Origin of the sequence: Clostridium beijerinckii (genome assembly GCA_003129525.1) — a bacterium.
Lineage (GTDB): Bacteria > Bacillota > Clostridia > Clostridiales > Clostridiaceae > Clostridium > Clostridium beijerinckii_D.
Map to the genome: position 1 here is coordinate 3,242,583 of CP029329.1, position 26,419 is coordinate 3,269,001.

Annotated in this window: 18 protein-coding genes, 2 pseudogenes and 1 CRISPR repeat array; of the genes and pseudogenes, 7 read left to right on the forward strand and 13 right to left on the reverse strand. The window is 29.2% G+C overall.

Features of this window, described 5'->3' with window-relative positions; all coding sequences use genetic code 11:
• Positions 1-15: 15 nt before the first annotated feature.
• Together DIC82_14350 and DIC82_14355 are read left to right on the forward strand one after the other, a co-directional pair.
• Positions 16-261: pseudogene (locus DIC82_14350) on the forward strand (DNA helicase UvrC).
• A 666-nt stretch (positions 262-927) separates the two neighbouring features.
• Complete coding sequence (locus tag DIC82_14355) at positions 928-2,448, forward strand: IS1182 family transposase (protein AWK52116.1); 1,521 nt, start codon at positions 928-930, stop codon at positions 2,446-2,448.
• A gap of 64 nt (positions 2,449-2,512) precedes the next feature.
• Positions 2,513-5,352: a CRISPR direct-repeat array (repeat unit 32 nt; unit sequence ATTTCAATCCACGCACCCGTGAAGGATGCGAC).
• A gap of 177 nt (positions 5,353-5,529) precedes the next feature.
• Here the strand turns inward: DIC82_14355 and cas2 are convergent.
• Genes cas2 through cas5c form a run of 6 tightly spaced genes read right to left on the reverse strand, consistent with a single transcriptional unit; the run spans position 5,530 to position 10,775 of the window.
• Positions 5,530-5,823 carry a CRISPR-associated endonuclease Cas2 gene (cas2, locus tag DIC82_14360; protein ID AWK52117.1) on the reverse strand — a complete coding sequence of 98 codons (294 nt, stop codon included), beginning with the start codon at positions 5,821-5,823 and terminating at the stop codon, positions 5,530-5,532.
• Positions 5,824-5,838: 15 nt separating this feature from the next.
• Positions 5,839-6,870, reverse strand: coding sequence for a subtype I-C CRISPR-associated endonuclease Cas1 (locus DIC82_14365; GenBank protein ID AWK52118.1), 1,032 nt, complete (start codon positions 6,868-6,870; stop codon positions 5,839-5,841).
• On the reverse strand, positions 6,867-7,541 hold the full coding sequence (cas4, locus tag DIC82_14370) for a CRISPR-associated protein Cas4 (protein ID AWK52119.1): 675 nt from the start codon (positions 7,539-7,541) through the stop codon (positions 6,867-6,869). The genes DIC82_14365 and cas4 overlap by 4 nt, the downstream gene beginning before the upstream one ends.
• Complete coding sequence (cas7c, locus tag DIC82_14375; GenBank protein ID AWK52120.1) at positions 7,538-8,407, reverse strand: type I-C CRISPR-associated protein Cas7/Csd2; 870 nt, start codon at positions 8,405-8,407, stop codon at positions 7,538-7,540. Before cas7c ends, cas4 begins: the two co-directional genes overlap by 4 nt.
• 2 nt (positions 8,408-8,409) lie before the next feature.
• Positions 8,410-10,122, reverse strand: a complete 1,713-nt coding sequence (gene cas8c, locus DIC82_14380; protein AWK52121.1) for a type I-C CRISPR-associated protein Cas8c/Csd1 — start codon at positions 10,120-10,122, stop codon at positions 8,410-8,412.
• Entirely contained in the window at positions 10,119-10,775 is a 657-nt protein-coding gene (gene cas5c / locus DIC82_14385) for a type I-C CRISPR-associated protein Cas5 (GenBank protein AWK52122.1), read from the reverse strand. Before cas5c ends, cas8c begins: the two co-directional genes overlap by 4 nt.
• Positions 10,776-10,931: 156 nt before the next feature.
• Between cas5c and DIC82_14390 the strand changes: the two genes are divergently transcribed.
• Complete coding sequence (locus DIC82_14390; GenBank protein AWK52123.1) at positions 10,932-12,410, forward strand: ISNCY family transposase; 1,479 nt, start codon at positions 10,932-10,934, stop codon at positions 12,408-12,410.
• 212 nt (positions 12,411-12,622) lie between these two features.
• On the opposite strand, the gene DIC82_14395 is transcribed toward DIC82_14390, so the two are convergent.
• Both DIC82_14395 and DIC82_14400 read right to left on the reverse strand, forming a co-directional pair.
• A complete protein-coding gene (locus tag DIC82_14395) occupies positions 12,623-14,797 on the reverse strand; it encodes a CRISPR-associated helicase/endonuclease Cas3 (GenBank protein ID AWK52124.1) in 2,175 nt (724 codons plus the stop codon).
• Positions 14,798-15,374: 577 nt separating this feature from the next.
• Positions 15,375-16,235: pseudogene (locus DIC82_14400) on the reverse strand (IS5/IS1182 family transposase).
• 572 nt (positions 16,236-16,807) lie between these two features.
• On the opposite strand from DIC82_14400, the gene DIC82_14405 reads away from it, so the two are divergent.
• Entirely contained in the window at positions 16,808-17,008 is a 201-nt protein-coding gene (locus DIC82_14405; protein ID AWK52125.1) for a hypothetical protein, read from the forward strand.
• A 121-nt stretch (positions 17,009-17,129) separates the two neighbouring features.
• Here DIC82_14405 and DIC82_14410 read toward each other — a convergent pair whose 3' ends face one another.
• The 3 genes from DIC82_14410 to DIC82_14420 all read right to left on the reverse strand — a co-directional run bounded on the left by DIC82_14410 (position 17,130) and on the right by DIC82_14420 (position 22,383).
• On the reverse strand, positions 17,130-17,828 hold the full coding sequence (locus tag DIC82_14410; protein AWK52126.1) for a hypothetical protein: 699 nt from the start codon (positions 17,826-17,828) through the stop codon (positions 17,130-17,132).
• Between the two features lie 168 nt (positions 17,829-17,996).
• On the reverse strand, positions 17,997-20,309 hold the full coding sequence (locus DIC82_14415; GenBank protein AWK52127.1) for a histidine kinase: 2,313 nt from the start codon (positions 20,307-20,309) through the stop codon (positions 17,997-17,999).
• 349 nt (positions 20,310-20,658) lie between these two features.
• The gene (locus DIC82_14420) at positions 20,659-22,383 is read right to left on the reverse strand and encodes a methyl-accepting chemotaxis protein (GenBank protein ID AWK52128.1); all 1,725 of its coding nucleotides are present in this window, start codon (positions 22,381-22,383) and stop codon (positions 20,659-20,661) included.
• Positions 22,384-22,778: 395 nt separating this feature from the next.
• Here DIC82_14420 and DIC82_14425 point away from each other — a divergent pair, with 395 nt between their 5' ends.
• A complete protein-coding gene (locus DIC82_14425; GenBank protein AWK52129.1) occupies positions 22,779-23,096 on the forward strand; it encodes a hypothetical protein in 318 nt (105 codons plus the stop codon).
• 111 nt (positions 23,097-23,207) lie between these two features.
• Here DIC82_14425 and DIC82_14430 read toward each other — a convergent pair whose 3' ends face one another.
• Entirely contained in the window at positions 23,208-23,390 is a 183-nt protein-coding gene (locus DIC82_14430) for a hypothetical protein (GenBank protein AWK52130.1), read from the reverse strand.
• A gap of 394 nt (positions 23,391-23,784) precedes the next feature.
• Here DIC82_14430 and DIC82_14435 point away from each other — a divergent pair, with 394 nt between their 5' ends.
• Together DIC82_14435 and DIC82_14440 are read left to right on the forward strand one after the other, a co-directional pair.
• On the forward strand, positions 23,785-24,003 hold the full coding sequence (locus DIC82_14435; protein ID AWK52131.1) for a DUF2922 domain-containing protein: 219 nt from the start codon (positions 23,785-23,787) through the stop codon (positions 24,001-24,003).
• Positions 24,004-24,180: 177 nt separating this feature from the next.
• Positions 24,181-24,774, forward strand: a complete 594-nt coding sequence (locus DIC82_14440; protein ID AWK52132.1) for a hypothetical protein — start codon at positions 24,181-24,183, stop codon at positions 24,772-24,774.
• A gap of 226 nt (positions 24,775-25,000) precedes the next feature.
• Here the strand turns inward: DIC82_14440 and DIC82_14445 are convergent, their stop codons facing one another.
• On the reverse strand, positions 25,001-26,296 hold the full coding sequence (locus tag DIC82_14445) for a hypothetical protein (GenBank protein AWK52133.1): 1,296 nt from the start codon (positions 26,294-26,296) through the stop codon (positions 25,001-25,003).
• Positions 26,297-26,419 lie beyond the last annotated feature (123 nt).

Genomic DNA, 26,419 nt, shown 5'->3' on the forward strand with positions numbered 1-26,419 from the left:
TTTTTGTGGTCTAATCATAATATAAAAGATATTAATGTTAAACAACTAAATGAAATTATAAAGATAAATATTGTTCACTACTTTAAAACTAGTATTAGCTCTCCTATAGAAGTTAATAAAGATGAGATAGATGAAACTCAAATAATACATAGTTATTTACAAAGTAGTAACTGTAATTATATTACAATCACTGAAAATTTGCTTGATCTGGAGTATAATTCAGAATTAGACGCATTAATAACCAAATTGCTAATTATTTAAAGCATTGAGAAGTTCATTATATCAAAAACAAAAGATTTGGAGCATCACTCTTTAAACGTATTTTTTAAATTGATATTTTCCTTAGGATGTTGCGGAAAAACGAAGTATTTAAGTTGCTATAAAAAACATTAAGTAGAACTCTATTTAGATATATTTTCTACTTTAGGCTAAAATTTTTGACATTTTTTATATCTATTAAATTACGTAACTTGTACCGGTTAAATTTTCACAAGGCACTGACCCCTTTGTGAGGGAAGAATTTCCGAACTTGAAACAGATATATACTGAAGCTAAAGAAATTTAAATGAATAATACAACAATAGAAATTTAGATAAAACCAATGAAAAATAATATATGTTTTTATGATTAAATAAAAATTATATTCATCCCAAAACCACCAATTAGTTAGATTATAATTTCTAATTGGTAGTTACTACATTATTCTTACCTTTTTCAGTAATTGAAATTAAGCTTGATCTCTTATCATTTGTAATTTAAAACTCCCAGGGGATTTTGGCAAACAAACTATTTACCTTGATAAAAGTGTTTCTTTAAATCTTTTAGGTTGCTTGTACTTGGAAATTTTTGTTCTCCCTGGCAGGTTGTGCGAAAATGTAAATTATATAGTATAATTTTTATATTACTAGAAAATTAATATTAGGAGCAATGATTATGAATTACATTATTGGTGAAGATAGAACTCAAATAAAAATTGAATCGATTGATAGTTATGTAAATGAAAATAATGAAGTAAGAGTTATAGATAAAATTGTTGACGTTATGGATATAGAATCATTAGGTTTCAATATTGGAAAAAACGATACCGTAGGTCGACCTAAGTTTAACCCGAGAGATATTCTTAAATTGTATATCTATGGATATTTTAATGGGATAAGATCTTCACGTAAATTAGCTAAACAATGTGCTATTAATAAAGAAGTAATTTGGTTGGTTAAAGGACTTGCTCCTAAATATAGAGTTATTGCAGACTTTAGAAAAGATAATTCAGATGCATTTGAAGCTGTTTTTAAATCATTTGTTAACTATTGTATTGAATTGGATTTGTATGGGAGAGAGCTTATAGCTGTAGATGGTACAAAATTAGAAGCTTCCGCTTCGAAAAGAAAACATTACAGTAAAAATAAATTAGCAAAAATGAAAGAATTGGCTCAAAGTAAAATACTAGAATATCTTCATGATATAGATATAAATGATAATAATGATGATGAAATAACCTCAAAAGATATCGATAAAGATAAAATAGTTGAATCTATTAAAAGATTAGAAGAAAAAGTAGCCTATTATGATAACTTAGAAAATACTCTTATTAAAAATGATACTAATGAAATCAATCTTACAGACCCTGACGCCAAAACTGTAAAATTTGGTGCAAATCAAGGTACGGATGTAGGATATAATGTTCAATCAGTAGTAGATTCCAAGAATAAATTAATAGCTACATTTGAAGTAATAAATAATTCCGCCGACCAAGGTCAGTTATACAATATGAGCAAAAAAGCTAAAGATATATTTGAGTGTGAAACTATTGAAGTGCTTGCTGACAAAGGTTATTTTGATACTAAGGATTTTAAAAAATGTGAACAAGAAAAGATTATTTCATATGTATCTAAGCCTAGATATTCTAATAGCATTGGTGACTCTAGATATTTTTTAGATAGATTTAGATATGATAATAATAAAGATATATATATTTGTCCAGAAGGAAAAATATTAGAATGTATTAATAAAAAAACAAAAAGTAACTCAAGAAGATATTGTAATTCTGAAGCTTGTCAACACTGCAAAAATAAATCTAAATGTACAACTTCATCTATAGGAAGAACAATAACTCGTACCGAAATGGAGCAATTTGCGGAAATTGTAAATAATAGAGTTAAAAATAATCAAGTCAAATATTCGCAGCGTCAAGCATTGGTTGAACATCCTTTCGGGACATTAAAAAGAAGTATGAATTTTTACCATTTACTGTTAAGAGGTTTTAGCAAAGTAAGGGGTGAAATTAGTATTACCTTTTTTAGTTACAATTTAAAAAGAGTCATAAAGATTCTAGGAGTTAAGGGGATATTACAGTCCCTAAAGCTACTAATTTCTAATTTAATATGTTACATATATAAAATAACAACTGTAAGATTTAGTTACAATCGTTATTCTATACAAAAAGTTTGATTTATGCACAACCTGCTGGGGGTACTTATGAGACACGGAGTGTTGAAGTTGCTATTAGTATCTAATTTCAATCCACGCACCCGTGAAGGATGCGACGTATTTGGATTGGTTTTTTATGGTTTGTTCTTAAATTTCAATCCACGCACCCGTGAAGGATGCGACAGCAACTATATTTGTGCCTATTTCAGCCATTTTAATTTCAATCCACGCACCCGTGAAGGATGCGACGTTATCAGATAGTTTTAAAAGATTGGGGTATGATAAATTTCAATCCACGCACCCGTGAAGGATGCGACTAAGTTTTCAAGATTTTCCTATCGAGATATTAGGAATTTCAATCCACGCACCCGTGAAGGATGCGACTCTTCATCTTAAGCCTTCTCCCTTGGTCTATTTGATTTCAATCCACGCACCCGTGAAGGATGCGACACATTCTGTTAGTCCATTCTTTACCTCTCATTGGAATTTCAATCCACGCACCCGTGAAGGATGCGACGATGTAATTGGTATATTAGGATCTATTGCATTACAATTTCAATCCACGCACCCGTGAAGGATGCGACTGAAAATATAACTAAAGAGGTGATTTAATATGTATATTTCAATCCACGCACCCGTGAAGGATGCGACCAGAATATACAAGTATAGAGGATTTAACAAGTATTATTTCAATCCACGCACCCGTGAAGGATGCGACATTCCTATTATTGTTGGTGGTGCTGTTCTTACGGAAATTTCAATCCACGCACCCGTGAAGGATGCGACAATCTTGAGACAATATTTGTAATAACTTTGAAATATTTCAATCCACGCACCCGTGAAGGATGCGACGATAGAAATGAATACTAAAAAATTAATCGAACTAAGAATTTCAATCCACGCACCCGTGAAGGATGCGACAATCGGAAAGGCTAAGGGGTTAGACAAATAATATATTTCAATCCACGCACCCGTGAAGGATGCGACCTTCCAATAGTTCCTGTAATTCCAATCCCATTTGCAATTTCAATCCACGCACCCGTGAAGGATGCGACGAAATTTCAATTCTTGTTCCTCAAATTTAGATTTAATTTCAATCCACGCACCCGTGAAGGATGCGACATCAGCATTGATTAACATTTTTATATATCCATTAATTTCAATCCACGCACCCGTGAAGGATGCGACTTGCACGTTTACCGCTTTCGATTTGGCTTATTGTAATTTCAATCCACGCACCCGTGAAGGATGCGACCAATACCAAGCGGGAGCGATGGGGCTTAATCTACAATTTCAATCCACGCACCCGTGAAGGATGCGACTTTTTGCAACTGTTGTTAGTACTTTTGTTGCAGTATTTCAATCCACGCACCCGTGAAGGATGCGACTAAAAGATGAAAGAATTAAAAGTGGTTTAACACAAATTTCAATCCACGCACCCGTGAAGGATGCGACGAAGATAACCGCAAGCATCTTTACCATTATTTTTAATTTCAATCCACGCACCCGTGAAGGATGCGACAATAAAGGAGTTAAGAGCAATGTCGTTAAAAGATATTTCAATCCACGCACCCGTGAAGGATGCGACGTTTTATTATGGATATGGATTATTCATTTATTATTATTTCAATCCACGCACCCGTGAAGGATGCGACAATTTCCTGGTAATCTTGATATTTTAAAATCTTTAATTTCAATCCACGCACCCGTGAAGGATGCGACGTAAAAAATCCATTAAATCCAAAATACCACCAGATTTCAATCCACGCACCCGTGAAGGATGCGACCAAGTAAATTATAACAAGCAAATTATTACTTGTAAAATTTCAATCCACGCACCCGTGAAGGATGCGACTAACAGTATTGTTTAATAAGTAATGGAGATTACAATTTCAATCCACGCACCCGTGAAGGATGCGACGGAGCAACAAAAAGCAAACGATACAGATACCAATAATTTCAATCCACGCACCCGTGAAGGATGCGACCAAATTAAGTGAAGATAACATTCCAGTTAATGAAATTTCAATCCACGCACCCGTGAAGGATGCGACTGGAAAGAGATATGGAAGTACCTAATGCTAATCCTATTTCAATCCACGCACCCGTGAAGGATGCGACTTGTTTATTTTACAGTAAAAACAAAAAGATTATTAATTTCAATCCACGCACCCGTGAAGGATGCGACTACTTTTGTTGCAGTTGAATTATCGTTTTTGTCTTGATTTCAATCCACGCACCCGTGAAGGATGCGACATGTTAGATAAATATATAGCAAGTATGTCTTTGATATTTCAATCCACGCACCCGTGAAGGATGCGACATGGGAATTATGATAGGTGTTTCTTTAATACCAAATTTCAATCCACGCACCCGTGAAGGATGCGACCAGTAGAATCCAACATAACACCACCGGCAACAAGAATTTCAATCCACGCACCCGTGAAGGATGCGACAATCCTTACCTTGAAAATAAAATTTACGCATAGTTTATTTCAATCCACGCACCCGTGAAGGATGCGACGCAATATATTTACAAACATAACCATCATTAACAGTAATTTCAATCCACGCACCCGTGAAGGATGCGACATTTCCTGGTAATCTTGATATTTTAAAATCTTTAATTTCAATCCACGCACCCGTGAAGGATGCGACAGGTTTTATTGTGGGTTATTTATCTAATGTTAAAAATTTCAATCCACGCACCCGTGAAGGATGCGACTTTAGATATTCTTACTCGTGATACTGTTAGTTTTAATTTCAATCCACGCACCCGTGAAGGATGCGACCTAAAGATATTCAATTAAAAAGTAAATATGATTTTATTTCAATCCACGCACCCGTGAAGGATGCGACGGGCAACACCACACCAAGTATTAAGATATTAAGTATTTCAATCCACGCACCCGTGAAGGATGCGACTGCACTTTTTTAATAAATCATAATAAAAATCATAAAAATATTATAATATTTTTAATTCTGTTTAAAAACACTTGGAATCCTGATGTTTACTTGATAAAATTTGTAAAATTGACTATTGTTATTTAGATATTTACCTGCGAAACCTCCAGCTTTTTATGTTTGCTTATGATTCGCAAACTAAATTATTATTGCATCATCTAATGGATGATATGTGTTATTTTTACCAAGTTGCTCTACTCTATTTTCCCAATTTTTCCCTAGTAGGTAGAATCTTAAACTATCTCTATCAGAATCTATAACTTTAGTTAATGAATTTTTTAGTTCCACAAATTGAGCTGGATCAATTAAACATTCAAATACAGAATTTTGAACTCTTTGTCCATGATTAACACATATCTTAGCTACCCTTCTAAGTCTAGTTTTCCCTCCATCACTCTCAGTATTCACATCATAAGTTACTAAAACCATCATAAATATTTCACCTTCTTATCTCATGAAAAATGGCGGATAACTATCAATGTCATTTCTTAAATACCTTGCTAATAGCATTGCTTGCACATATGGAATCAATCCAATTTCTATCTTTTCATTTAAAAATGGATGTGTTATAACTTCTTGTTTTCTCTTTTGCCAAGCAGTAAGAAATATGCTCTTCGTATCTTTATCCATTATAATTCCACCACTTTCCTTTTTAATAAATCCTTTAGGTGAAATTTGTTTTTTATTAATTAATGAAATCACAAATCTTTCAGCAATATAAGGTCTAAGTTCTTCAATCATATCTAACGCTAAACTTATTCGCCCTGGCCTATCTGTATGCATAAATCCAACATAAGGATCTAATCCTACCGTTTCTAATGCACTCTCCATGTCATTCGCGAGTAGTGTATATGCAAAAGATATTAAAGCATTAAGATTATCCATAGGAGGTCTCTTGCTTCTTTCAGTAAAATAAAAGTCCTCCTTTTGTTTTAAAATAAAGTTATCAAATATTGAAAAGTAATTTCTAGCTGCTTCTCCTTCAATACCTCTTAACTCATCAATGTTAGTAGCATTTTTTACATTTTCTAATGAAACTGATAGCTTTTCTAAAACAAATCTCATTTTATCACTATCAACCACATCCTCATGATCTCTTATGGATCTACTAACTACATTTCTGCAATTAACAAGCTTTCCAGTTATACAATTTTTAGATATTTCTAACGACTTTTCGATTTCATCTGCATATCTATACTGAGTTCTCCTTAATAGGACATTTCCTTTTACTTTTCCAGATACTCTTGCCATAAACCTTCCATATTCATTTAAGAAAGATACGCCAACATTGTTATCTACACAAAGTTTCATAAGTCCTGGACTTATTCCTACATAATTAAAGCAAACAATGTTTTCTAATATGTGTATAGGTCTTCTTAATGCTTCTTTATTATCAATCTTTATTACAACATTTTCCCCATCTCGTGAAACATATGCTTCAGGATTTGTGACATATAAGGTATTTAAAAGTGTTCTCACTCATCATCATCTCCTAACTTGCAATATTTTTCAATATAATTAGCTACATTCGCTTTTTTATTTGTTAAACGTGGCATACATATATCTACTAAAGAGCAACTTTTACAATGCTTTCCACTTTCAGCTTTTGGAGTAACTTTACTTGTATATATTTCATGCATTTTTTGAGATAAATCAATAACTTCATTTCTTAATTCATCTGTTATCTTTACCTTAACTCGCCTTTTTGTTTCATTATAGAAGAAATCTGCTGAAGATATAGTACATTTTAGCATTTCCTCAAGGCACAATACTTCGAGCACTAACTGAACTATATCTCTTTTATCTTCTTTGGGTTTACCCCTTTTATATTCAACTATATTAGGTAACCATAACCCTTCCTTATCTTTTAATTCAATGCCTTTTTTAGCTTTTGTAAATTCAACTATATCTGCAATTCCATAAAACCCAAGGTTATATGAAGCTAAAGGTATAGCTCTACTTATAAATGTATCTTTTCTACTTTCAGTGAAAAATGGATTATCTGCATTTTCATGTATAAACTTTCCCTCCATAGTAGCTCTGTTTTCTGCCCATTGTTGTTCTACATGTATTAATGCCCATTGCCTTTTACAAAAATAAAAATGTTGTATCCCTGAAAGTGATAATAAGTCTTCTTCTTTAAACATTATAATTTTTCAATTATTTTAACCCCATCTATAGGGCTTTTATCAATAGTTATTTCATAATCATTAATGCTTCTAGAAGGGCTATTTATATTTTTTACTTTTACCTTATCAAATAAAATATGTGAAGGTGCATTTCCAAGTGAAGTTTCATGTTCAAATACTATTAATTTTCTAGTTGCCATTTTTCCTCTTGCTGCTGAATGATCATGCTCAAACATATTAATTAATGCTTCCCATAATAAATTCAAATCATCTTCTGTAAATCCTGTAACTCTCTTTGCAAGCTCTGCTGATACATAACCTTCTACTCTGTAAAGACCATAAGGCACGATATGTTTTCTTCCCATTCCACTTCCTTTGGAATCTCCTTCATTAGTTACAGCTACTCTAGTTATAGTTACTTCTTGTTGAAATATTGGATCAACACTCTTTGCAAAATTTATTTGAATTGGTCCTCTTACAGTTCCACAATCAACTTTAGTCGACATTACAGCTCCAAAAGTCCTTATATCAAAGAAATTATCACACATAAACTTAGTTAATTTCTTTTGTAAATCTTTATCCTTAGATGCTTCTTTTTTTTCTTTGTCATTAGTATTTTTAACGCCTAAATAATCATATGCTCTTTGATGCTTCAAATTTAAAATTGCACCATCCTTAACGTAAATTTCATATCCTTCTACTGCTTCTCTTGCGAGTTCTACATAATTTCTAATTTTACGTTTTATACAAACATCAGTAACAATTCCTTGTCCTGTTTCTGGATCTATTCTTGGCATGTTACCTGCATCTGGATCTCCATTAGGATTTCCATTCTCTACATCGAAAAATAATACAAATTCATATCTTTTATCTATTACATTACTCATAATTACTTATCCTCCTTTTTTATATAAAACGATTGTGTTTGATGATAATACCCTAATATAAATTCACCTTGTTCATCTAAAGACAAATGCTTTGGAAATTCATCTACCATCTGCAAAATAGCACCTTTCAATTTTTCAAAATATATTGTCCTATCTCCTTTAGCAGTATGGTGTAGTGATAGCTTCAAAAGCACTGGAAAAACTGATGCAGGAGTTGCAGATGCACTTGTAAAATATCTATCTTTAATAGTGTTGATACCATTTGCTTCTAGTTGTGCTTTTTCTAAAACTGCAAAAAGTCTTCCTAATTGATATGGAATACTTGAACTATTTTCATTTAAACTCACTGTTATATCCTCCTTTATTTTAGATAATTTATATTTCCTTATTAAACATGCCTTAATTATTGCAACACGTTTATAATTTATATCTCTATCTGCTCTAATTCTTGAAATAATTGCATTATATAAGGAGCTTGGATACAATCTTCCTGTAAATATAGAATTCATTAAGCTCTTACTTAATACTGGTGATATTTTCTTATCTTTTGCATTTTTTATTACTGTTTCATTTAAAATCATCCATATTGGAATTGATTTTTCATTCCCAATAATTTTCAAATTATTATAATGATCTGCTATTCTACTTGTAAAATACTCAAAAGAATTTTCCTCATAAAAAGCTATAGCTAATCTTGCATTATTAGGAGAAATTCCAAGTATGTGAACAGTAGTACTTGGATCTATATTATAATTTTCTCTATTAAGCTTAATACCTTCAGAATATTTAATTAAAATATCTTTAGCTAAATTCCTAGCATCCATATCAGAAGTCTCAGTTTCTGTTTCTTCTTTTTCAGTTGTTGGATTTAGTAATTCTGCTAATAAGTCTTCATATATACCCTTCTTTTCAGCCCAAAATACAACTGTATCTTCTCCGATAAACATACGGTTCTTAAGATTTCTTAATAAGTAATTAAGTACTGTAGTGTACTTAAACATTGCACTTTTGCTTATTGGTGCATTATAACTCGAATCTTTTCCATACGAGCAAAAACTATCATCATTAAAAGATACAATGCTAGCACCTGCTGACTGAGCATTTCTGATTCCTTTAATTGGTGTATGCGTTCTTGCGATTGGTTCAATTTTACCAGTAATAAGGCATTGCATGGTAATTTCATCATTTTCTTTTGAGCTATCTTCTCTCCATGTTTTTAATAGTTTCTCTTTATCATGTATATAACCATCTTCCCCTTCAATTTTAAATACAATGTTAGGATTTTTAACAAGTTCATTCTTATATTTTAAAAGAATTTCATTTTCAAATGCTTTTGAAGGCTCAAAACTATTAATAAATTTCAATAGTGGATTATTTCCGTCTAAATATTTATTGTGTAATTCTTTAAAACTATTAAATGCTGGTAAGCCCTCCTTATCACCTATTCCTAATACATATTTTGCATTGTCGCATAAAAAGTAGGATGGTGCATTTTTTCCACTACGTCCTTTTTGCTCTGGTACTAGCATTTCATGTGGCAATATCTTTTTACCATTAGAATCTCTTAAATCCATTATTCCTTTTAGTTCTCCATTTGAAGATATAATTAGGGCAAAAGATACATTCTGCATAGAGAAACCTTCTTTAGGAAGATCATCAGTTCCTTCATCCTCCAAAATATCATAATATTTATATAAAGCTTGTAATATCACTATCTATCACCTCTTTGCAAATCAGGAATACTAATAACTCCGTCTTTCATTGTAGGTCTAAAAAAGATTGGAAGAGAATCATTTTTAAAATCTATATCCCATAACATATAGCCTAAATCTTTTTCTGAATTTATATAAAAACTTTCCTCTTGAATTTCATCTGCTAATTGAAATTGAGCTGGAAACTCCCTACATCCTAAGTATGGTCTATGAAAACATTGACCTTTTTTAGTTCTTCTTAAAGCTATGTTATAATGTTTTTCAACTGTATCTGATTCTCCAACTTCACTTGTTAATTCAAAGTGAGCAGTAATATAATAACAAACATCCTTCAATACCATAGCACCTCTTTGTACTATATCTTTTGTGCTCTGATAAAGATTAACATCTTTGCTTCCTAAGTACGCTCTTTTTACTGTATTTGACGATATTACTCCTGATAATTCATTTCTTTTTATATTCTCAAATTTTATAGGGTTTATAATTTTAACTTCATCAATTACCCATCTTATAGCAGGTTTCCAATATATGGCTTCTAGTATTCCTCTTGCTGCTGATGGAGTTATAACATCATAACTAACTCTTTCAACCTTCATCTCTGGCCTGCTAAAGCAAGCATAATCACCCCATATTTTTAATTTAATCCCATATCCCATGCCAATCCTCCTTTAGAACTATTACCTTTAGTTGCTTGCGGAATTCCGCAAGCATTGATTTACCTAACTTTTTTCAAGTTAGGTATTTATATTTTCCTCCAGTATGTCAAAATATTAATAACAACAAAAATAAAAAACAAATGGAGGTAAAATAACATGTTTTCACTTAATAAAATTAAGCAATTAAATTTGTTTGATCAAGTTTCCGAATTAAACTATCTTTCAACTAAACAACCAGTAGGTTTTTTAAACTTACTTTCTGATAATTTCGACCTGGAAAGTTTTATTCCAGAATCCTTCTCAAATCACTATTACTCTACATTAGGCCGGGATAGAGATTATAAATTATCTTCAATATTATCTGCACTAATACTAATGCAAATATTTCATATTCCTACTAATGTTTTATTACATCTTTTTCTTATATTTTCTACTGAAATAAGAGAATTCTGCGGATTCTATGATTCTGTTCCTGCTGAATCATACTTTAGTAGATTTAAAACCGATTTTGAAAAAGATATAGCAGATTTATTTAATTCTTTAGTTCCTAATGTAATTGATATTTGTAACGAATTTAATCTTTCATTGCCGGATAATTCACCCTATAAAGACCGTAATTCTATGCTTATATATGATACTTCTGGCTTAAAGCCAAAAGTTAAAGAAAACAATCCTAAGACCCTTGTTTCTGAAATTAATAAGCAAAAATCGTACGCGAAAGCCATTAAGAAGAAAGATTACAATGCATACGCTGCGGCATATAAAAACATGCCTAAATTTTCAGAAGCTAATCCTAGTATAAAATTAGATTTTGTTAATGGTCATTTTGGATATTTTTATAAATTTGGTATTTTAACTAACGGATTAGGAATTCCACTTGGAATAAACTTCTTTGATGAAAACTTTTATTCTTCTGTAAAACAAGAATTTGAAACTCCTGAAGAACAAAAATATGCTTATGATAATGCTTCATTAAAATCAGTTGTTAAGCCATTTATAAATAATCTAAAATCAAAAACTAATTTTCAATTTAAAACTTTTTTAGGTGATTCAGAATTTGATAGTTATGAAAATTTCGGACTTTTAAAACAACTTAATTTTCAAAAAGTATTTATTCCCTTAAACTCTCGTAATCAAAAAAATACTAAAATTAATGATTTAGAATTTAATACATCGGGAATTCCATTATGTCCGCTAACCAAAGAACAATTTAAATCAGAAGGTAGTTGTGGTGGTAAAAACCGAAGCGTACGCTATAAATTCACCTGTCCTAAATCTTATAGGGATAAGAAAGGCAAATGCTATCTTACATGTGAAACTCCATGTACTGATAATAAAAGTGGTCGAATGACTTACGTCTATCCGGATAAAGATTTCAGACTTTATCCAGGTATACAAAGGAATTCCGATGAATGGGCTAAAACTTACAAAATACGTACTATTATTGAAAGAGAAATATCTTGTTTTAAGTTTAATCCTTGCATACAGTCACCCAATACAGTAAATACAACCACTATGCGCTCTGACCTTTATTTAACAGCTATATCAAAACTAATAAACGTTATATTGTCTCATTCTCTAAATAACCCCGAATATATTAGGAGCATTAGAAAACTTATTGCAATTGCAGCTTAATAACATATCCACAAATCAAAATATATTTTTATGATTTTTTAAACCTTTTATTAAAGGTTTTATTGTTATGCTCTTTTTTATGTGGATATGATCTTAATTTTAAAAAATTATCCACAGATTTTATTTTTCTATTTTGCAATCAACTAAACTATTACCTTAAGTCATATTTTTTAATAACTATTTAGCATCCTAGTTTGTCTAATCTCATATATCTAAATCATTAACATTTCCTGATTTTTTAAACATAAACCTAGATTTTCATCATAAAACCCTTCTTTGTACGCTAACACCATAAATTGATTATTAATATTTATTATTGCACCTTCAGAAGTTAATTCATTTAATTTATTTTTATGAATACTAATTGTATATTTTTGCAGTTTACGTGCAATGCTATTTGGATGTTCTGTGTATTTTAAGCTTTCAATTAGACTACTTACGTCATCATTATAAGGAATTATTAAGCTCTCCGTTTCATCTATAAGTTTATAATCTTTAGCCGTCTTTTCAAATGAAAATGCTAATTCATTAGCTCTTTCTTCAAAATTATCCATAATATTTTGTGTATCTAATCTATCTTTTTCCGTATCATATAATAACTTAAAATAGCTTGAAATAGCTTCTAGCGATAATGGATCTTCAAATTTTTCTAATATCTGTCTCCCACAATCAGCAGTTCTGCTTTGATACATAATTGCTTTTCCATAATCTTCTGTAGACTCAAAAACATAAACCTGTCCTGAATCAGCTTCCCCTTCTCTATTGCATCTGCCAGCTGCTTGTGCAATAGAATCTATTCCTGAAAGTGACCTGTATACCACTGGTAAACTTATGTCAACTCCACATTCAATTAATTGAGTTGATATTATTTTGCAAGATTCATCGTTCTTTAATTTTCTCTTTATTTCCTTCAAGAGTTCACTTCTATGTGCTGGACACATATTTGCACTTAAATGAAATAAGTTATTCTTATCTGCTTTTTCATATAACTTTTCAGCATGTTTTCTAGTATTAACTACTACCAAAACTCTTTCTAAATTATCAATCTTTTCTACTAAGTTCTCATCGCTTATCTTACCTAAATAATTAACTTTGACTCTTTTAAGTGCATCATATAACTTTTCAGGCTCTGCTATTATTTCCTTTGGTTTTTCCTTTAATATATCCTCTGGAAATTCTGGCTTTGTAGCAGTTGTTAACACTACACTTGTATTATAATTATCAACTAGCTCAGTTAATGCATTAAGGGTTGGTTTTAGAAACTTAGTAGGCATCATCTGAGCTTCATCTATTATTACAATACTATTGGACATGTTATGGATTTTTCTACATCTTGAGCTTTTATTTGCAAATAAAGATTCAAAAAATTGAACATTCGTAGTCACTATAATAGGAACATCCCAATTTTCTGAAGCATATTTCAATTTTTCTAATGTATATTTTAAATTTTTAGAACTACTACTAAAAGCAGAATCAATATCATTTTCAACTTCACTAAAATCAAAATTACTGTGATGCTCAAGTACATTTTCGGCTCCAAAAATATCTTTATATTGTTTAGCATTTTGTTCAATAATGCTAGTATAAGGAATTACACATATTATCTTTTTTAAATTGTTATGTTTAAGATGCTTTAGTGCAAATGCCATTGAAGATAAAGTTTTCCCTCCACCAGTTGGAACTGTTAAAGAAAATAAATTAATGCCTTGACTTCCTGACTTTATACAATCTTCATATATTTCCTGCCTATATGAATTTATTTTACTCTTGCTAGAATTCTTATTTTTTCCTTCCATGTATGATTCAAATAACTCATTTAATTTAGAAAATTCTTCATTGCCTTTTCTTTTATTACTCGCTTCTATATTCATAAATTCTTCAGTATCTAAAAAATCTGCATCTACTAAACAGGAATATAACATTCTTATATAAAATCCCAAAGTAAAACCCTTATGCTCTTTTATTTTTTTAGGTAATTCCATACTTAATTGCTTAAGATCAACGTTTATATTCTTCACTTCAACTTCATACTCTGGAATTTCCTTATTAAAACGTAATTTTAATCCACTTTCTTCTGAACCATAATTCATTAATCCAGAATGATGACCACAAATTATATATCCTAATAATCTCTTAAATGACTCTCCATATAACTTTCCAGCTTCTATAGCTCCTGCTGTAGAATGATCAACTTTAGGTCCATTATTTAATAGTCTATCTTGAAATTCCTTGCTGCATTTGCCAATATCATGTAGTATTCCACAAACATATGCAGTATTTTCAGCCTCAAAATCTTTCGCAAAATCCCTCGATAATTTAGCTACATTTTCTAAATGATCAGTTACTGTTTGATATTTACCATTTTCATCTACATGTGCATAATTCAAAAATTATCATCTTCTTTCAAATTATATATTTAAATACATTATATTACATATATTCTACAAAAATATTTAATTTCCTTTATTTTCACAAGTATTCTTTACATATATATATGAAACATTTAATTCCACCTAGTTTTTATGTACTCTAGTAAGTTCACTCAGTTCGCAATAGTTGACTATCACCACCCTATACATTTATAGCTTACCGTTCTAACTTACAATTATTTTCAAGCATAAAACTAATTGCTTCATTAAATTGACTGTCCTACAATTTTATTAGTTTATGACAATCATTATCTGTAATATTTTTAGAATAATGATACTATTCTTTTAAAGTACCCATATCCATTTTATAAGCTTTAAAATCTACTCCTGTTTGTTACTTTAAATGTTCCAATGTATAAAATCCACCAGCATCTATATAACCAAAATGGTAAAAAAGAATCTTTGGGTTTTGCAAGACCACTGAAAAACTATTGTTTTTCAGTGCCTACTTTTAAAATCATATCAAAATAGCACCAATAAAATTTATTTTAATTTTATTGGTGCTATTTTTAGAATATTTAAGTGAATTTGGAGTCTATTTTTGCTCTATTAGTTTCATTATTCTTTTTAAATTTACAGTAAATATAGCTACTGCCCCTTGCATTTGCATGCCAACCAGACCTGAAGATGATGCAACATCATACCCATGTCTATGTTTTAACTCACTATTTTTTGCTTCAATTTTATAAGGTTCCTTAGATTTGTCTTTAAAATATTCACTTTTTTCAAAGTTCATTTGATCTTTATGTATATCACTTTTTATTGTTACAGAATAAGTTTTACTTTTTGATCCCTCTTTATAGCAACCATCTTTATGAGAACAAAGTTTACATTTTTCTACATCAAGATAATAAGTATATGTTTGGTTTGTGCTTATATTCTTCTTTCCTTGACGTGCTTTACGAACGGCCATATGGCCTGACTTGCATACATACATTCCAGCATCCTTATTAAATTCAAATTCATCTTCTTTTTTTCGGAATCCTTGCGTTACAGAAGGATTTAATTTTGCTACAAGTTTTATTTCATTCTCATTTGCGAGCGTTATATTGCCTTTTTCAGAATATGCAGAATCTCCAATAATTGTATCAATTTCAAATCCTGTTTCTTTAGTCTTATTGACTAATGTTTCTAGCTCTTTACCATCATTTTTTTCACCAGTTGTAATAGTTGCTGCTGTAATAATTCTTTCTTCAGTCATTGCTATATGTGTTTTATATCCAAAGAATGATGAATCAGCAGTTTTATGTCCGATTTTAGCATCCGCATCGGATGAAATTTGAAGATGTTCAATATCATCCTCTAATATCTCATTTAATAAATTTAATTTTTCTTTAACCTTAGGATATCAAGCTATTTGTTCATTCTTTTCTATTACATTAATTATTTTTTTGCACCCTCTTCTAAAAGTTAAGGTCCAAAAGTGATGCTCCAAATTTCATATTTGGTCAGCAGAACTTTCTCTGTGAGCATTTTACATTTGGATACTTGAACTTCCACAAATACATTAAAGCTACACCCCTAAAAATCTTTAATAATTTTCTCTTCTAATAAAGAACATCCAAGCCTCTTATTTAAAGTAGAATTTTTAATTCAACGCCCTCTAAACCCACACTTTTGGTAAGTTGAATAAATGCTTTTGATTTTTAACTGTGCATATTCTGAAGAATATATATGGTAATATGGTTTAGAATATATATTCTAATATTCTTCAGAATATTTATGGTTAATAAGTTCTTGGTTGTGCTAACGCACTTTTTCTTATGTACATATTTATTCTGTACCATATTAGAATATATACTTTTTAATCATATATCCCCATTAAGAATACTAGTAAAGGAGATATATTTATGGCTAAGAAAAAAAACACCTAAATCAGAGTAATACTCCATTCTAAATAATTATTAATTTATAACTATGAAATAATTATCTTGAGTCCATATATCCTTAACAGGAGGTGATAAATTTATGGAAGTAAATGAATTAATTAACCTTATAGTAAATAACGGTTTTGCTGTAGCTGTTGCGGCATATTTGCTTATTCGCTTAGAGAAACAAATTAATAGTCTATCAGGTTCGATTAACAAATTAAATACCATAATATCAACAAAGCTTGGAGTTGTTATAGATGCAGATAGCTCTAGTGATGATTCTCACATGGTGGCGTGAGGAAAGGCAATAAACAGTAAAATTTGTCTAACTTTTGGAGTTAAGATCAAATTTAATGTTTATTGCCTTTAAATATTTATCCGATAGCTAGCATCAGTTTCACTTTATTATACGTAAGTTATTATTCTATAATCTGTTCATTAATAACTCTGAAATTTATTTCTGCAAAATCTCCACATATGCTTACAAACATTGTATTTAATATTGCTCTAAAATCATTTATGGATATATTTTTTAAATGTTTATTGATGAATAGTATATTATTAACTTTATACTGTCCACAACTACTATCTATATAATTGTAATCATTAAAATATTTATTAAATCTTTGATCGTTTACATTATGAGAATCTATATTTCCTAATGTTTCTAAAGCTTTAACCGTTTTGAAACGCAATGCAGCATTATTAAATCTAGCTTCTAACATAAATAAAGTTTTATATTCTTCCTTAGATTTATGAAAATTCCTACGTGCTACTAATACATTTAGATTGTTATTCAACTCTAAATCTTTTTCATGTATTATTTCCTTTTTGTCAATGTCATAATTTTCTCTTGCGCCAATTAATTGCAAAATTTTTTCTGTAAAACTTGGTCCTGTTCCTGAATATCCACAATTGGCATCAATCCAAAACTCATTTTCTTTATCATCTATTAATATTAGATGATAATATTGTTTATACTCATCTTCAATTTCAAAATATGGATCAGTATCATTACGAAATGCTTTGAATTCTTTAATATTTCCCATTTTTCCAATCATAGCTTTTACATAGTCATAAGCTTCATATGTTCCCAATGTTCCTGATTTATAGATCATAATGCTCACCTCAATATAATATATTAATAAACATAATATTTTATGATTTTAATATTATCAATTAAACAAAATAATCATTTCGTGAATTAAAATAAAAGACTATTTAAAGCTAAGACTTCAACGTGGTGAAATCTTTAGATTAATTACTTTATCTACAATTAAATCTAATCATGCTATTGAATATATATCAGAAAATTCAACATTTATCATTTCAATTTTACTGTTGATAGACTTATTTTCCTCAACAATCTTTTTGTTTTCTATAGTCCTTGTAGGAAGTTCTATTTTAAATATACTGCCTTCATATGGTTTGCTTTCTGCACTTATTTTTCCACCATGAAGCTCAACTATTGATTTTACTAAGGATAATCCAATACCACTTCCCTCAGCATTCCGCGAAAGAGACTTGTCTACTTGATGATATCTTTTGAAAATATTCTCCAAATGCTTCTTGTCCATTCCTATACCAGTATCCTTTACTGATATTTCAACGGTCTCACCTTTATCAAGTAAGTTTACATATATACAGCCACTTGCATTTGTAAATTTAATTGCGTTAGAAATAAGATTTAGAATGATCCTTTCAATCTTATCAGGGTCACAGGCTATAATCTTTTCCTCTGTATCTGTATCAAAAATAATATTTAATCCTTTTACATTAATATATCCTGATACTGATTGGACAATATCTTCCGTAATCTTAACTATATTTTCATTGGATAAATTTAATTTTAAAAATCCAGATTCTATTTTTGATATATCTATTATATTGTTTACTAACTTTGTGAACCTGTAGCAATTTTGTTTAATGATATTAATACCTTTGGAAAGTTGTTTGTTATTAGTTTCGAGTGAATCATTTTTTAAATAAAATTCCATTAATTGATTTGTGCTGAAAATTACATTTAAAGGAGTTTTAAGCTCATGTGATATATTTGAAAATATTTCATCTTGTACTTTAAGAGTTTTTTCCATTTTATTTTTTGCTTTTACTTCTTCAGTCATATCTATTGCAATAACAACTATTTCAGTAATCTGCTTATTTATATCAAACAAAGGTTGAAATATAACTTTAGAAAACTTTTCTTCTCCGTCTACAACATATTGTCTATTTAATACATATTGACGATCACCTTTCTCTATTAAACCTTTGATATTGGTTATTACTTTAGCCTTTTCATCCATACTATAATTAAAGACCTCTAAAGTATTTTTTCCTATAATAGAAAATAATGATTTTCTATTATGATTAAGTTTCTTAAAATCATCACAAGCCTTGTTGTTCATATATTTAATTTTAAAATCAGGATATGAAATTATTTTATAACCAAGATCAAGATTTTCTATTGTTCTATTTAGCAAATCATATTGGGTTTTTAATAATAAATTTCCTTCATTTTTTATTCTTTCAGTTATATCATGATAAATCATTACTCCTCCAATAAAATCACCTACTTTATCATATATTGGAGTACCTGTTACCTCTGTATAAGTAATAGACTTTTTATTCTTCGCAACTAATATAAATTCAGAAATCTTTTCCCCTCTTATTACCCTTTGTACAGGAGTATTCTCATATAAAATTAAATCTCCATTCATATCAAAGTATTCTGCTTGTTCAAAAGCAGTTTGATTATTTCTTAATGCTTCTGAATCGTATATAGGGTTACTTTTAGCCATTGTGTTCATCTTAGTATAGTCGCCATTTTTATTAATAAATATTACTTGATCAGATATGTTTTCAACAATAACTTCCAATTCTTCTTTTTGTTTTTTAACAAGTTTTTTATTTAAAACTTGTTCTGTCACATTTGTGGTAGTTTCAACTAAATATTTTCCTTTTCCATCTATAAATATTGGAACAAACGATACATCCCAATATGTAGTCTCCCTTTCAAAATGTTCATGTTTACATTCTTTTCTAAAAATTGGTTCACCAGATTTTATATTAATTAATAAAGTCTTTTCAATATTACTTCCTTTGTATTCAGGTACCATTTCTATCTTTTTTTTGCCAATAACATTTGCCTTTTTATTATATGGAGCGTCAAAAAATTCCAGGAATTTATCATTCATTTTTAGTACAGTTAAGTCTGGTAAACTGTAAATAGCAACTCCAATTTGATTAGATGAGTAAATACGTTGAACATACGGAAAATTTCTTTTAATATTAGTGTTTGGTTTCTCTTCGATAAAGTAAACTTTTTCATTATTACATTTTAAAAGCTTAAAAGATATAGTAACCTCTATCGGTTCATATTCCTTAGTAAAAATAAAACAACTATATTTATCTACAATATTTTCAAGATATATTTGAGAATCAATTTTCAATAGACAACTTATTTCAGTAAGTGATTTTCCTATTAATTCGTTATTAGAATAGCCAGTAAGATTTATAAAATCATTATTAACTTTAGTAACGATATTATTTTCGCTATGTAAAAATGGCTTTTCACCAAGCCTTTTCAATACGTATTTCATATTGGGCCCCCTGTTTCTTATCACTATATAACAATATTTCACCTAATTTTACCTTATTTATCATCATGTGTTAACTGTTTTATATAATTTTTTTCACTAATCGTATTTCATTTTTTCTTAATTTATTTAAAAAATGTGGTTATAATGACAATATCTTTAATTATTCTTTTTAAATCGCGGTTAAATACAAAACATTATCTAATTTCTTCTCTTTAACATCTAGCACCAATGCTATTATTAAAATTGGTATAATTTCAGGGAAAAAAATAAACCTCCATGTGATTAAATAGTTTTGAAGAAAAACTACTCACATGGAGGTTATTTATATGTTTAAGAATAATAATTAATCTTATATTTTAAATTTTTGAACCATTTCATTAAGCTTTTGAGCAAGTTCTGCTTGGCTTTGTGCAGTTTGTGACACTTGTTCTATTGCTTTTGTAGTTTCATCCATGCTTTCTTTTATTATTTCTGCTTCTTCACTTGATTTTTGCGAAGATAATGCCATATTTTGAACAGCTTCACTTACTTGTCCAACTGTAGCTGTTATTTCTTCAGACATAGAAGCAATTTCTTCTGACATATTACTTACAAAGTCTGAATCATTATAATACTTATTACCTGTTGCTTCATAAGCATTAAACTGTTCTTGGACATTTGTATTTATAAATTCTAATATATCACTACCTGTATCAATACTGCTTTTAAATGCTACTTGAACTTTAGAAATAGTATCTTGAATATTTATTACTGCTTCTGAAGACTCTTCTGCAAGCTTTCTAACTTCTTCTGCTACTACTGCAAAGCCTTTTCCATGCTCTCCTGCTCTTGCTGCCTCTATTGCTGCATTTAATGCAAGTAAATTAGTTTGTTCTGCTATACTTCCTATAGTATCTGCCATAACTTTTATATTAGCTACTACTTTTCCATCTTCAATAGCCTTTGTCATATTATTTTGTTTTTCAGCATATATTTTTCCAGTTTCATTTATAGCTTTTTGGCTATTTTGTTTAACTTCTGTAGCTCTTTCTTTAAATTGATTTGCATTATTACTTCCGTCCATAGCTTTAGAAGAAAGCACATTAATGCTTGAATCTACTTCTTCAATAGATGCACTTATTTCTTCTGTAGCTGCACTTGATTCTTGCATACCTGCCGCAATAGTATCTACAGCTTGATCTATAGTCATAGCTTTTGAAGCTAATTCTTGAACTGTTGCTGAAAGTTCTTCAGATGATGCACTTATGTCCTGTGAATTTTCCATAATAGTTTTTACTAAGCTACTTACATTTTCTTGTGCAGTATTTAACGCATTGCCTGTTTGTCCAAATTCATCTTTTCTTGTAATAATAATTGGAGTTGAAAAATCATAGTTTGATAGTCTTTGTGATAACTCTCTTATCTTTTTTAATGGATAAATTATACTTTTAATTAATATGTATGCCATAAAAATTATAATACCAAATTCTATAGATGAAAGAATTAACATTTTGTATTTAGCACTATTATATTCAGCTGTGTTATCTAAATTGGCTTGTGCTGCTTCTTTTTCATTTATATCAATACATTTTTCTAATTTTTCAAACATTGGATCTATTAATGTATTTACTTCTGAATTATAAATTTTAACTGCTTGATCATAATCATTAACTTTTACAAGATTAATTGTTTTTTCTTTTGCTTCGTTGTACCTGGTTAAATCTTTTTTAAAGTCCTCAAAAACATTTATTTCTTCTTTGCTTAATGAAGTATTTTTTATATCAGTATATGCTTTTATAGATTTAGCATTATTATCCCTTAAATCTTCCATAACTTTTATTTGTTCATCTAATTTAGACTTATCTCTTTCGAAAATAATTCTAAGTGTATTAGCAGTATCATAATTCATATCCCCTCTTATTTGTTTCAAATTAGTAATAGATATTAAATTATTACTATACATTTCATTTGCACTATTTTTTATTTTTTTAGAACTTTGTACACCTTCGTTTGATATTAAAACCATAAAAATGCATACTATTGAAAATACTGATATAAGCTTTTTCTTAACACTTGAATTAGTAAAAAATTTCATTTTAAATTTCTCCTTCCTTTTTCATAACGTATTTTTCAAATATCATTGTATTTCTTTAAACATTTAGTATTTTTTCTGCATACCTCTCAATATTTTCTTCTTCAACCCTGTTGTTAATCCAATATAACATTATCTTATACTTTGTTGTCTATTAAATTACTATTTTCTTTACACATATATTAATTCCTTTCTTTTTTTTAATAATACAATAATATTATACCACTATTTTTATATTGTTCCTTATACTTCCTAAATGTGTTATTTAATATTAATTATGCAAAAGGGACTGTGTATAGTTATCGCTACTATTTTCCAACAATTCTAGTATCTTATATGACTTCAAGTGTATATTTTTATTAAAACCAAACAAAATATAATAAAGTGAGGTGTACACAATGAAGTTAAAAATATTTCTAACAGTTTTTTTAATATCCACAATTGCTTTTACAGAGCCATCAAAAGCAATCTTTGTGTCAAATACTTATAAGCAAGGGGTATATGATATTACAGATATCAATGAAGTTAAGGCTAATGCTATGCTTATAACACCAAACACAGTTACAAGTTTAATAATAATTGATCCTAGTGGCAATCAAGTCTTTTATAAAAAATTTGATACCGTAAATGAAGTTATAAACTTAGGTACTATTAAAGATGAGGACCTTGTTGCAGTAATCGGTAATGGAGAAATTGCTATTATCATTGATCAATAGATAGTTATGGGATATTTTATAAAAAACATTGTCCATTTATGCAATATTCTAAACTTATATTAAAAAAATAAATGTAACAGCAATTATTTATGCCACTACATTTTAAATTATTTAAATATTTTCTTTTTTATTTATATTATTAATCTCTATTTTCTCCAGTTCTTTAATAAAGATTCTCTCCTTTTTTGTGTATTTCATTATTCCTATAATGTAAAATACACTTACCAATGTAGTAATAATACATCCATCTAATAAAGTTAAAGCTAAGTTATATAAATTATTTGTTATACCCATTTCTTGCAGTCCTCCTATAATCTTTTATTCTAATGCTTGCCTTATTTATAGATGTTTAATCATAGTTTTAATATATAATTTTATTCTACCGTTCTTAAATTCTTATACTGATATGTTTTTAAAATTCTTCTCATAATTCCTTACTTTTCATCTATTTAATTTCTTTTACAACTTCAAACGTAAAAAATTTTGAAGTATATATGTAATAATTCATTCCAATACATATATCCTCTATGAAAACAAAATAAAGGAGGTAAAAATTATGGCTGTAACAAAAATTATTAGTACAACTTCTCTTAGTATGGAGGTTCAAAGTGGGACAGATGAAGTAATCTCCGCCTTAATTGTTCATTGTTAACTCTTAATTGTAAATTGATTAAAGGGTGAGAATTAAATGGAATATTCTTTATCTATGACTTTTTTAACTGAGTTTGGTTTAAAGAGTTCTTTAAGTATCAGTGGTGTTAAACCTACTGTTACAAAAGAGCAAGCAAATGCTCTTATGGATATCATAATAGCTAAAAATATCTTTAAAACTAATTCTGGCGATCTAGTTAAGAAATCTAGTGCTCAGTTAACTCAAAGACAAGTCACTAAATATGAAGTGGCTTAGTATTTAATTAAAAAGATGGAAGCTTGTCCTAATTTTTAAGGACGAACTTCTATCTTTTTATATTTTTAATTCATGAGCAGTAATTGGTACTATTTTATTAGTTTTCTTATGTTGCTTAATAATTTCACTTCACCTTATTCTACTTTAATCATAATATGTAATGAGGGGGTGGAAAATTTGGAAAACCCGTTTAAAACTGATAAAACAAACTTTAAAGAACTCCTTATGACAAAAGATAACCAAAAGAATCCTACTGTTATTAAGAAAACTATTTACACCATTTCTAACACTGTTTTTGTTTTAGATATTACCCCTATAATTCAAGCCTGTGCTAGTGAAGGATTAAATTCACTTATTACTGTTGATTCAATTCAAGGTGTGATAAGTGAAACATCTCCAGTTCTTTTTGAGAGTATTAGTTTCTTCGGAGATGGATGTAGCGGCAATCAATCATTCATCACTCCTGACCACAAAAGCATTACAGTTTTTTTTCCATCATTTTTTACTGCAGCGCAAGGAAATATCCCTAATGTATCTTGTTCTAATTGTGAAATGTGTATTAGGATTAATCCAAATGGGTTAAAAAAGAATGAAAAATTAACAATAAATTTTAGTATTAATGGGCAAGCTATTTTAGACAATGAAAGCTGTGCGAATGTGTTCGAAGATTGTAAAAGGATTCTTACACTAAAAGGACCATATTCTAATAACTATGTGGTAAACTTCACTATAGAAGGTAAGCTCACTGATTGTGACTGTGATTGCTCCTAAGAAAATAAATTAATGAGGAGGTGTCAAAAATGATTTGCAAATCATTTTTGACACCTCCTCATTACTCATATACAATTGCTTGAAAATATCCAAGTTGGTATTAATAATTTCCTTATTTCGCATTTCCATTCAAAATTTATACTACCCAAATTTATTATACAGTTAATCCCAAAGCATTTAGAATAAACAAAATAAAAGAACAGGATTGCTCCTGCTCAAATCTAAACTATTTCTCTAATATTTTTTTAATAGATACTTTGCTTATTCTTTTTCTGTCACATTTTAATATGGTAAATTCATAATCTTCATAATTAATTTTCTCATTAACTTGTGGATATGAATCTAACTGTGAATAAATCCACCCGCCAATAGTATCAACATTTTCAGAATCAATTTCAATATCTAGAAGCTCATTAATATCTTCAATGATAACTTTTCCATTTACAATGTAATTACCATCTTCTGTTTTCTTAATTTCTTCTCCTTCTTCATCAAATTCATCTTGAAGGTCACCAACTATTTCTTCCAAAATATCCTCAATTGTTACGAGTCCTGATGTTCCACCATATTCATCAATAATTATCGCCATTTGTGATTTTTCTTTCTTAAATACCTTTAATAATTCACTTATTGACATTGATTCTGGAACAAATTTAATCTCACGAATAATGCCTTCAATATTTTGATTATTACCCTCAATTCTCTGCTTATATAAATCCTTAATATGTATAAAACCAATAACATTGTCTTTACTATCCCTACATACTGGATACCTAGTCAACTGTTTCTCTAAAGCAAATGCTATAGTCTCCTCAAAAGAATCTTCAATAAAAATACACGCCATATCAGTACGAGGCATCATTATTTCTTTTACGGTTGTCTCCGAGAAATCAAATATATTATCTACAAAAGTTAATTCAGTTTTATCTATTAAACCATGCTTATAACTATCTTGAACCAAAAGCTTTATTTCCTCATCAGTATGAGCTGCTTCATGTTCATCAACTTGTGAAATTCCAAATATCTTTAAAATTAAATTAGTACTATGATTAAAAGACCACATTATTGGATAAGTTACGTTATAAAACATTATGAGTGGTAGCGCTGTATACATTGCTATCTTTTCTGCACTTATAATTGCTAATGATTTAGGTGCTAACTCTCCAAGTACAATATGGAAACCAGTTATAATAGCAAATCCAAAAACAAATGAAATTGAGTGTATCATGCTTTCTGACAGATTAAATAGATTAAGTAGTGGCATTAGCATTTCTGCAACAGCAGGTTCTCCTACCCATCCTAAACCTAAAGATGCTAAAGTTATTCCTAGCTGACATGCAGATAAATATGAATTCAAATCTTTAACAACCTTTAAAGTATTTTTTGCATTTCTATCTCCTTCAAGTGCTAATGTTTCTATCCTAGATTTTCGTACTTTTACCATTGCAAATTCTGTAGCAACAAAGAAGCCATTCATAAATACAAGTAAAAATACAATAATAATATTTATTAGAATAATCATTTATTAATTGTTCCCCTCCAAAGTTATTATATATCTTCTGTTACTTAATGTTAATTTAAATAACAATTATTATTATAACATATATAATTAACATTATTATATTTACTTCTTAAAATGCCTCTT

Coding starts and splice junctions, on each gene's coding strand:
- DIC82_14390 (AWK52123.1), top strand. CDS start 10,932: ATGTTTTCACTTAATAAAATTAAGCAATTAAATTTGTTTGATCAAGTT.
- cas2 (AWK52117.1), bottom strand. CDS start 5,823: ATGATGGTTTTAGTAACTTATGATGTGAATACTGAGAGTGATGGAGGG.
- DIC82_14435 (AWK52131.1), top strand. CDS start 23,785: ATGGAATATTCTTTATCTATGACTTTTTTAACTGAGTTTGGTTTAAAG.
- DIC82_14430 (AWK52130.1), bottom strand. CDS start 23,390: ATGGGTATAACAAATAATTTATATAACTTAGCTTTAACTTTATTAGAT.
- DIC82_14355 (AWK52116.1), top strand. CDS start 928: ATGATTATGAATTACATTATTGGTGAAGATAGAACTCAAATAAAAATT.
- DIC82_14405 (AWK52125.1), top strand. CDS start 16,808: ATGGAAGTAAATGAATTAATTAACCTTATAGTAAATAACGGTTTTGCT.
- DIC82_14420 (AWK52128.1), bottom strand. CDS start 22,383: ATGAAATTTTTTACTAATTCAAGTGTTAAGAAAAAGCTTATATCAGTA.
- DIC82_14410 (AWK52126.1), bottom strand. CDS start 17,828: ATGATCTATAAATCAGGAACATTGGGAACATATGAAGCTTATGACTAT.
- cas5c (AWK52122.1), bottom strand. CDS start 10,775: ATGGGATATGGGATTAAATTAAAAATATGGGGTGATTATGCTTGCTTT.
- cas7c (AWK52120.1), bottom strand. CDS start 8,407: ATGAGTAATGTAATAGATAAAAGATATGAATTTGTATTATTTTTCGAT.
- DIC82_14425 (AWK52129.1), top strand. CDS start 22,779: ATGAAGTTAAAAATATTTCTAACAGTTTTTTTAATATCCACAATTGCT.
- DIC82_14415 (AWK52127.1), bottom strand. CDS start 20,309: ATGAAATACGTATTGAAAAGGCTTGGTGAAAAGCCATTTTTACATAGC.
- DIC82_14445 (AWK52133.1), bottom strand. CDS start 26,296: ATGATTATTCTAATAAATATTATTATTGTATTTTTACTTGTATTTATG.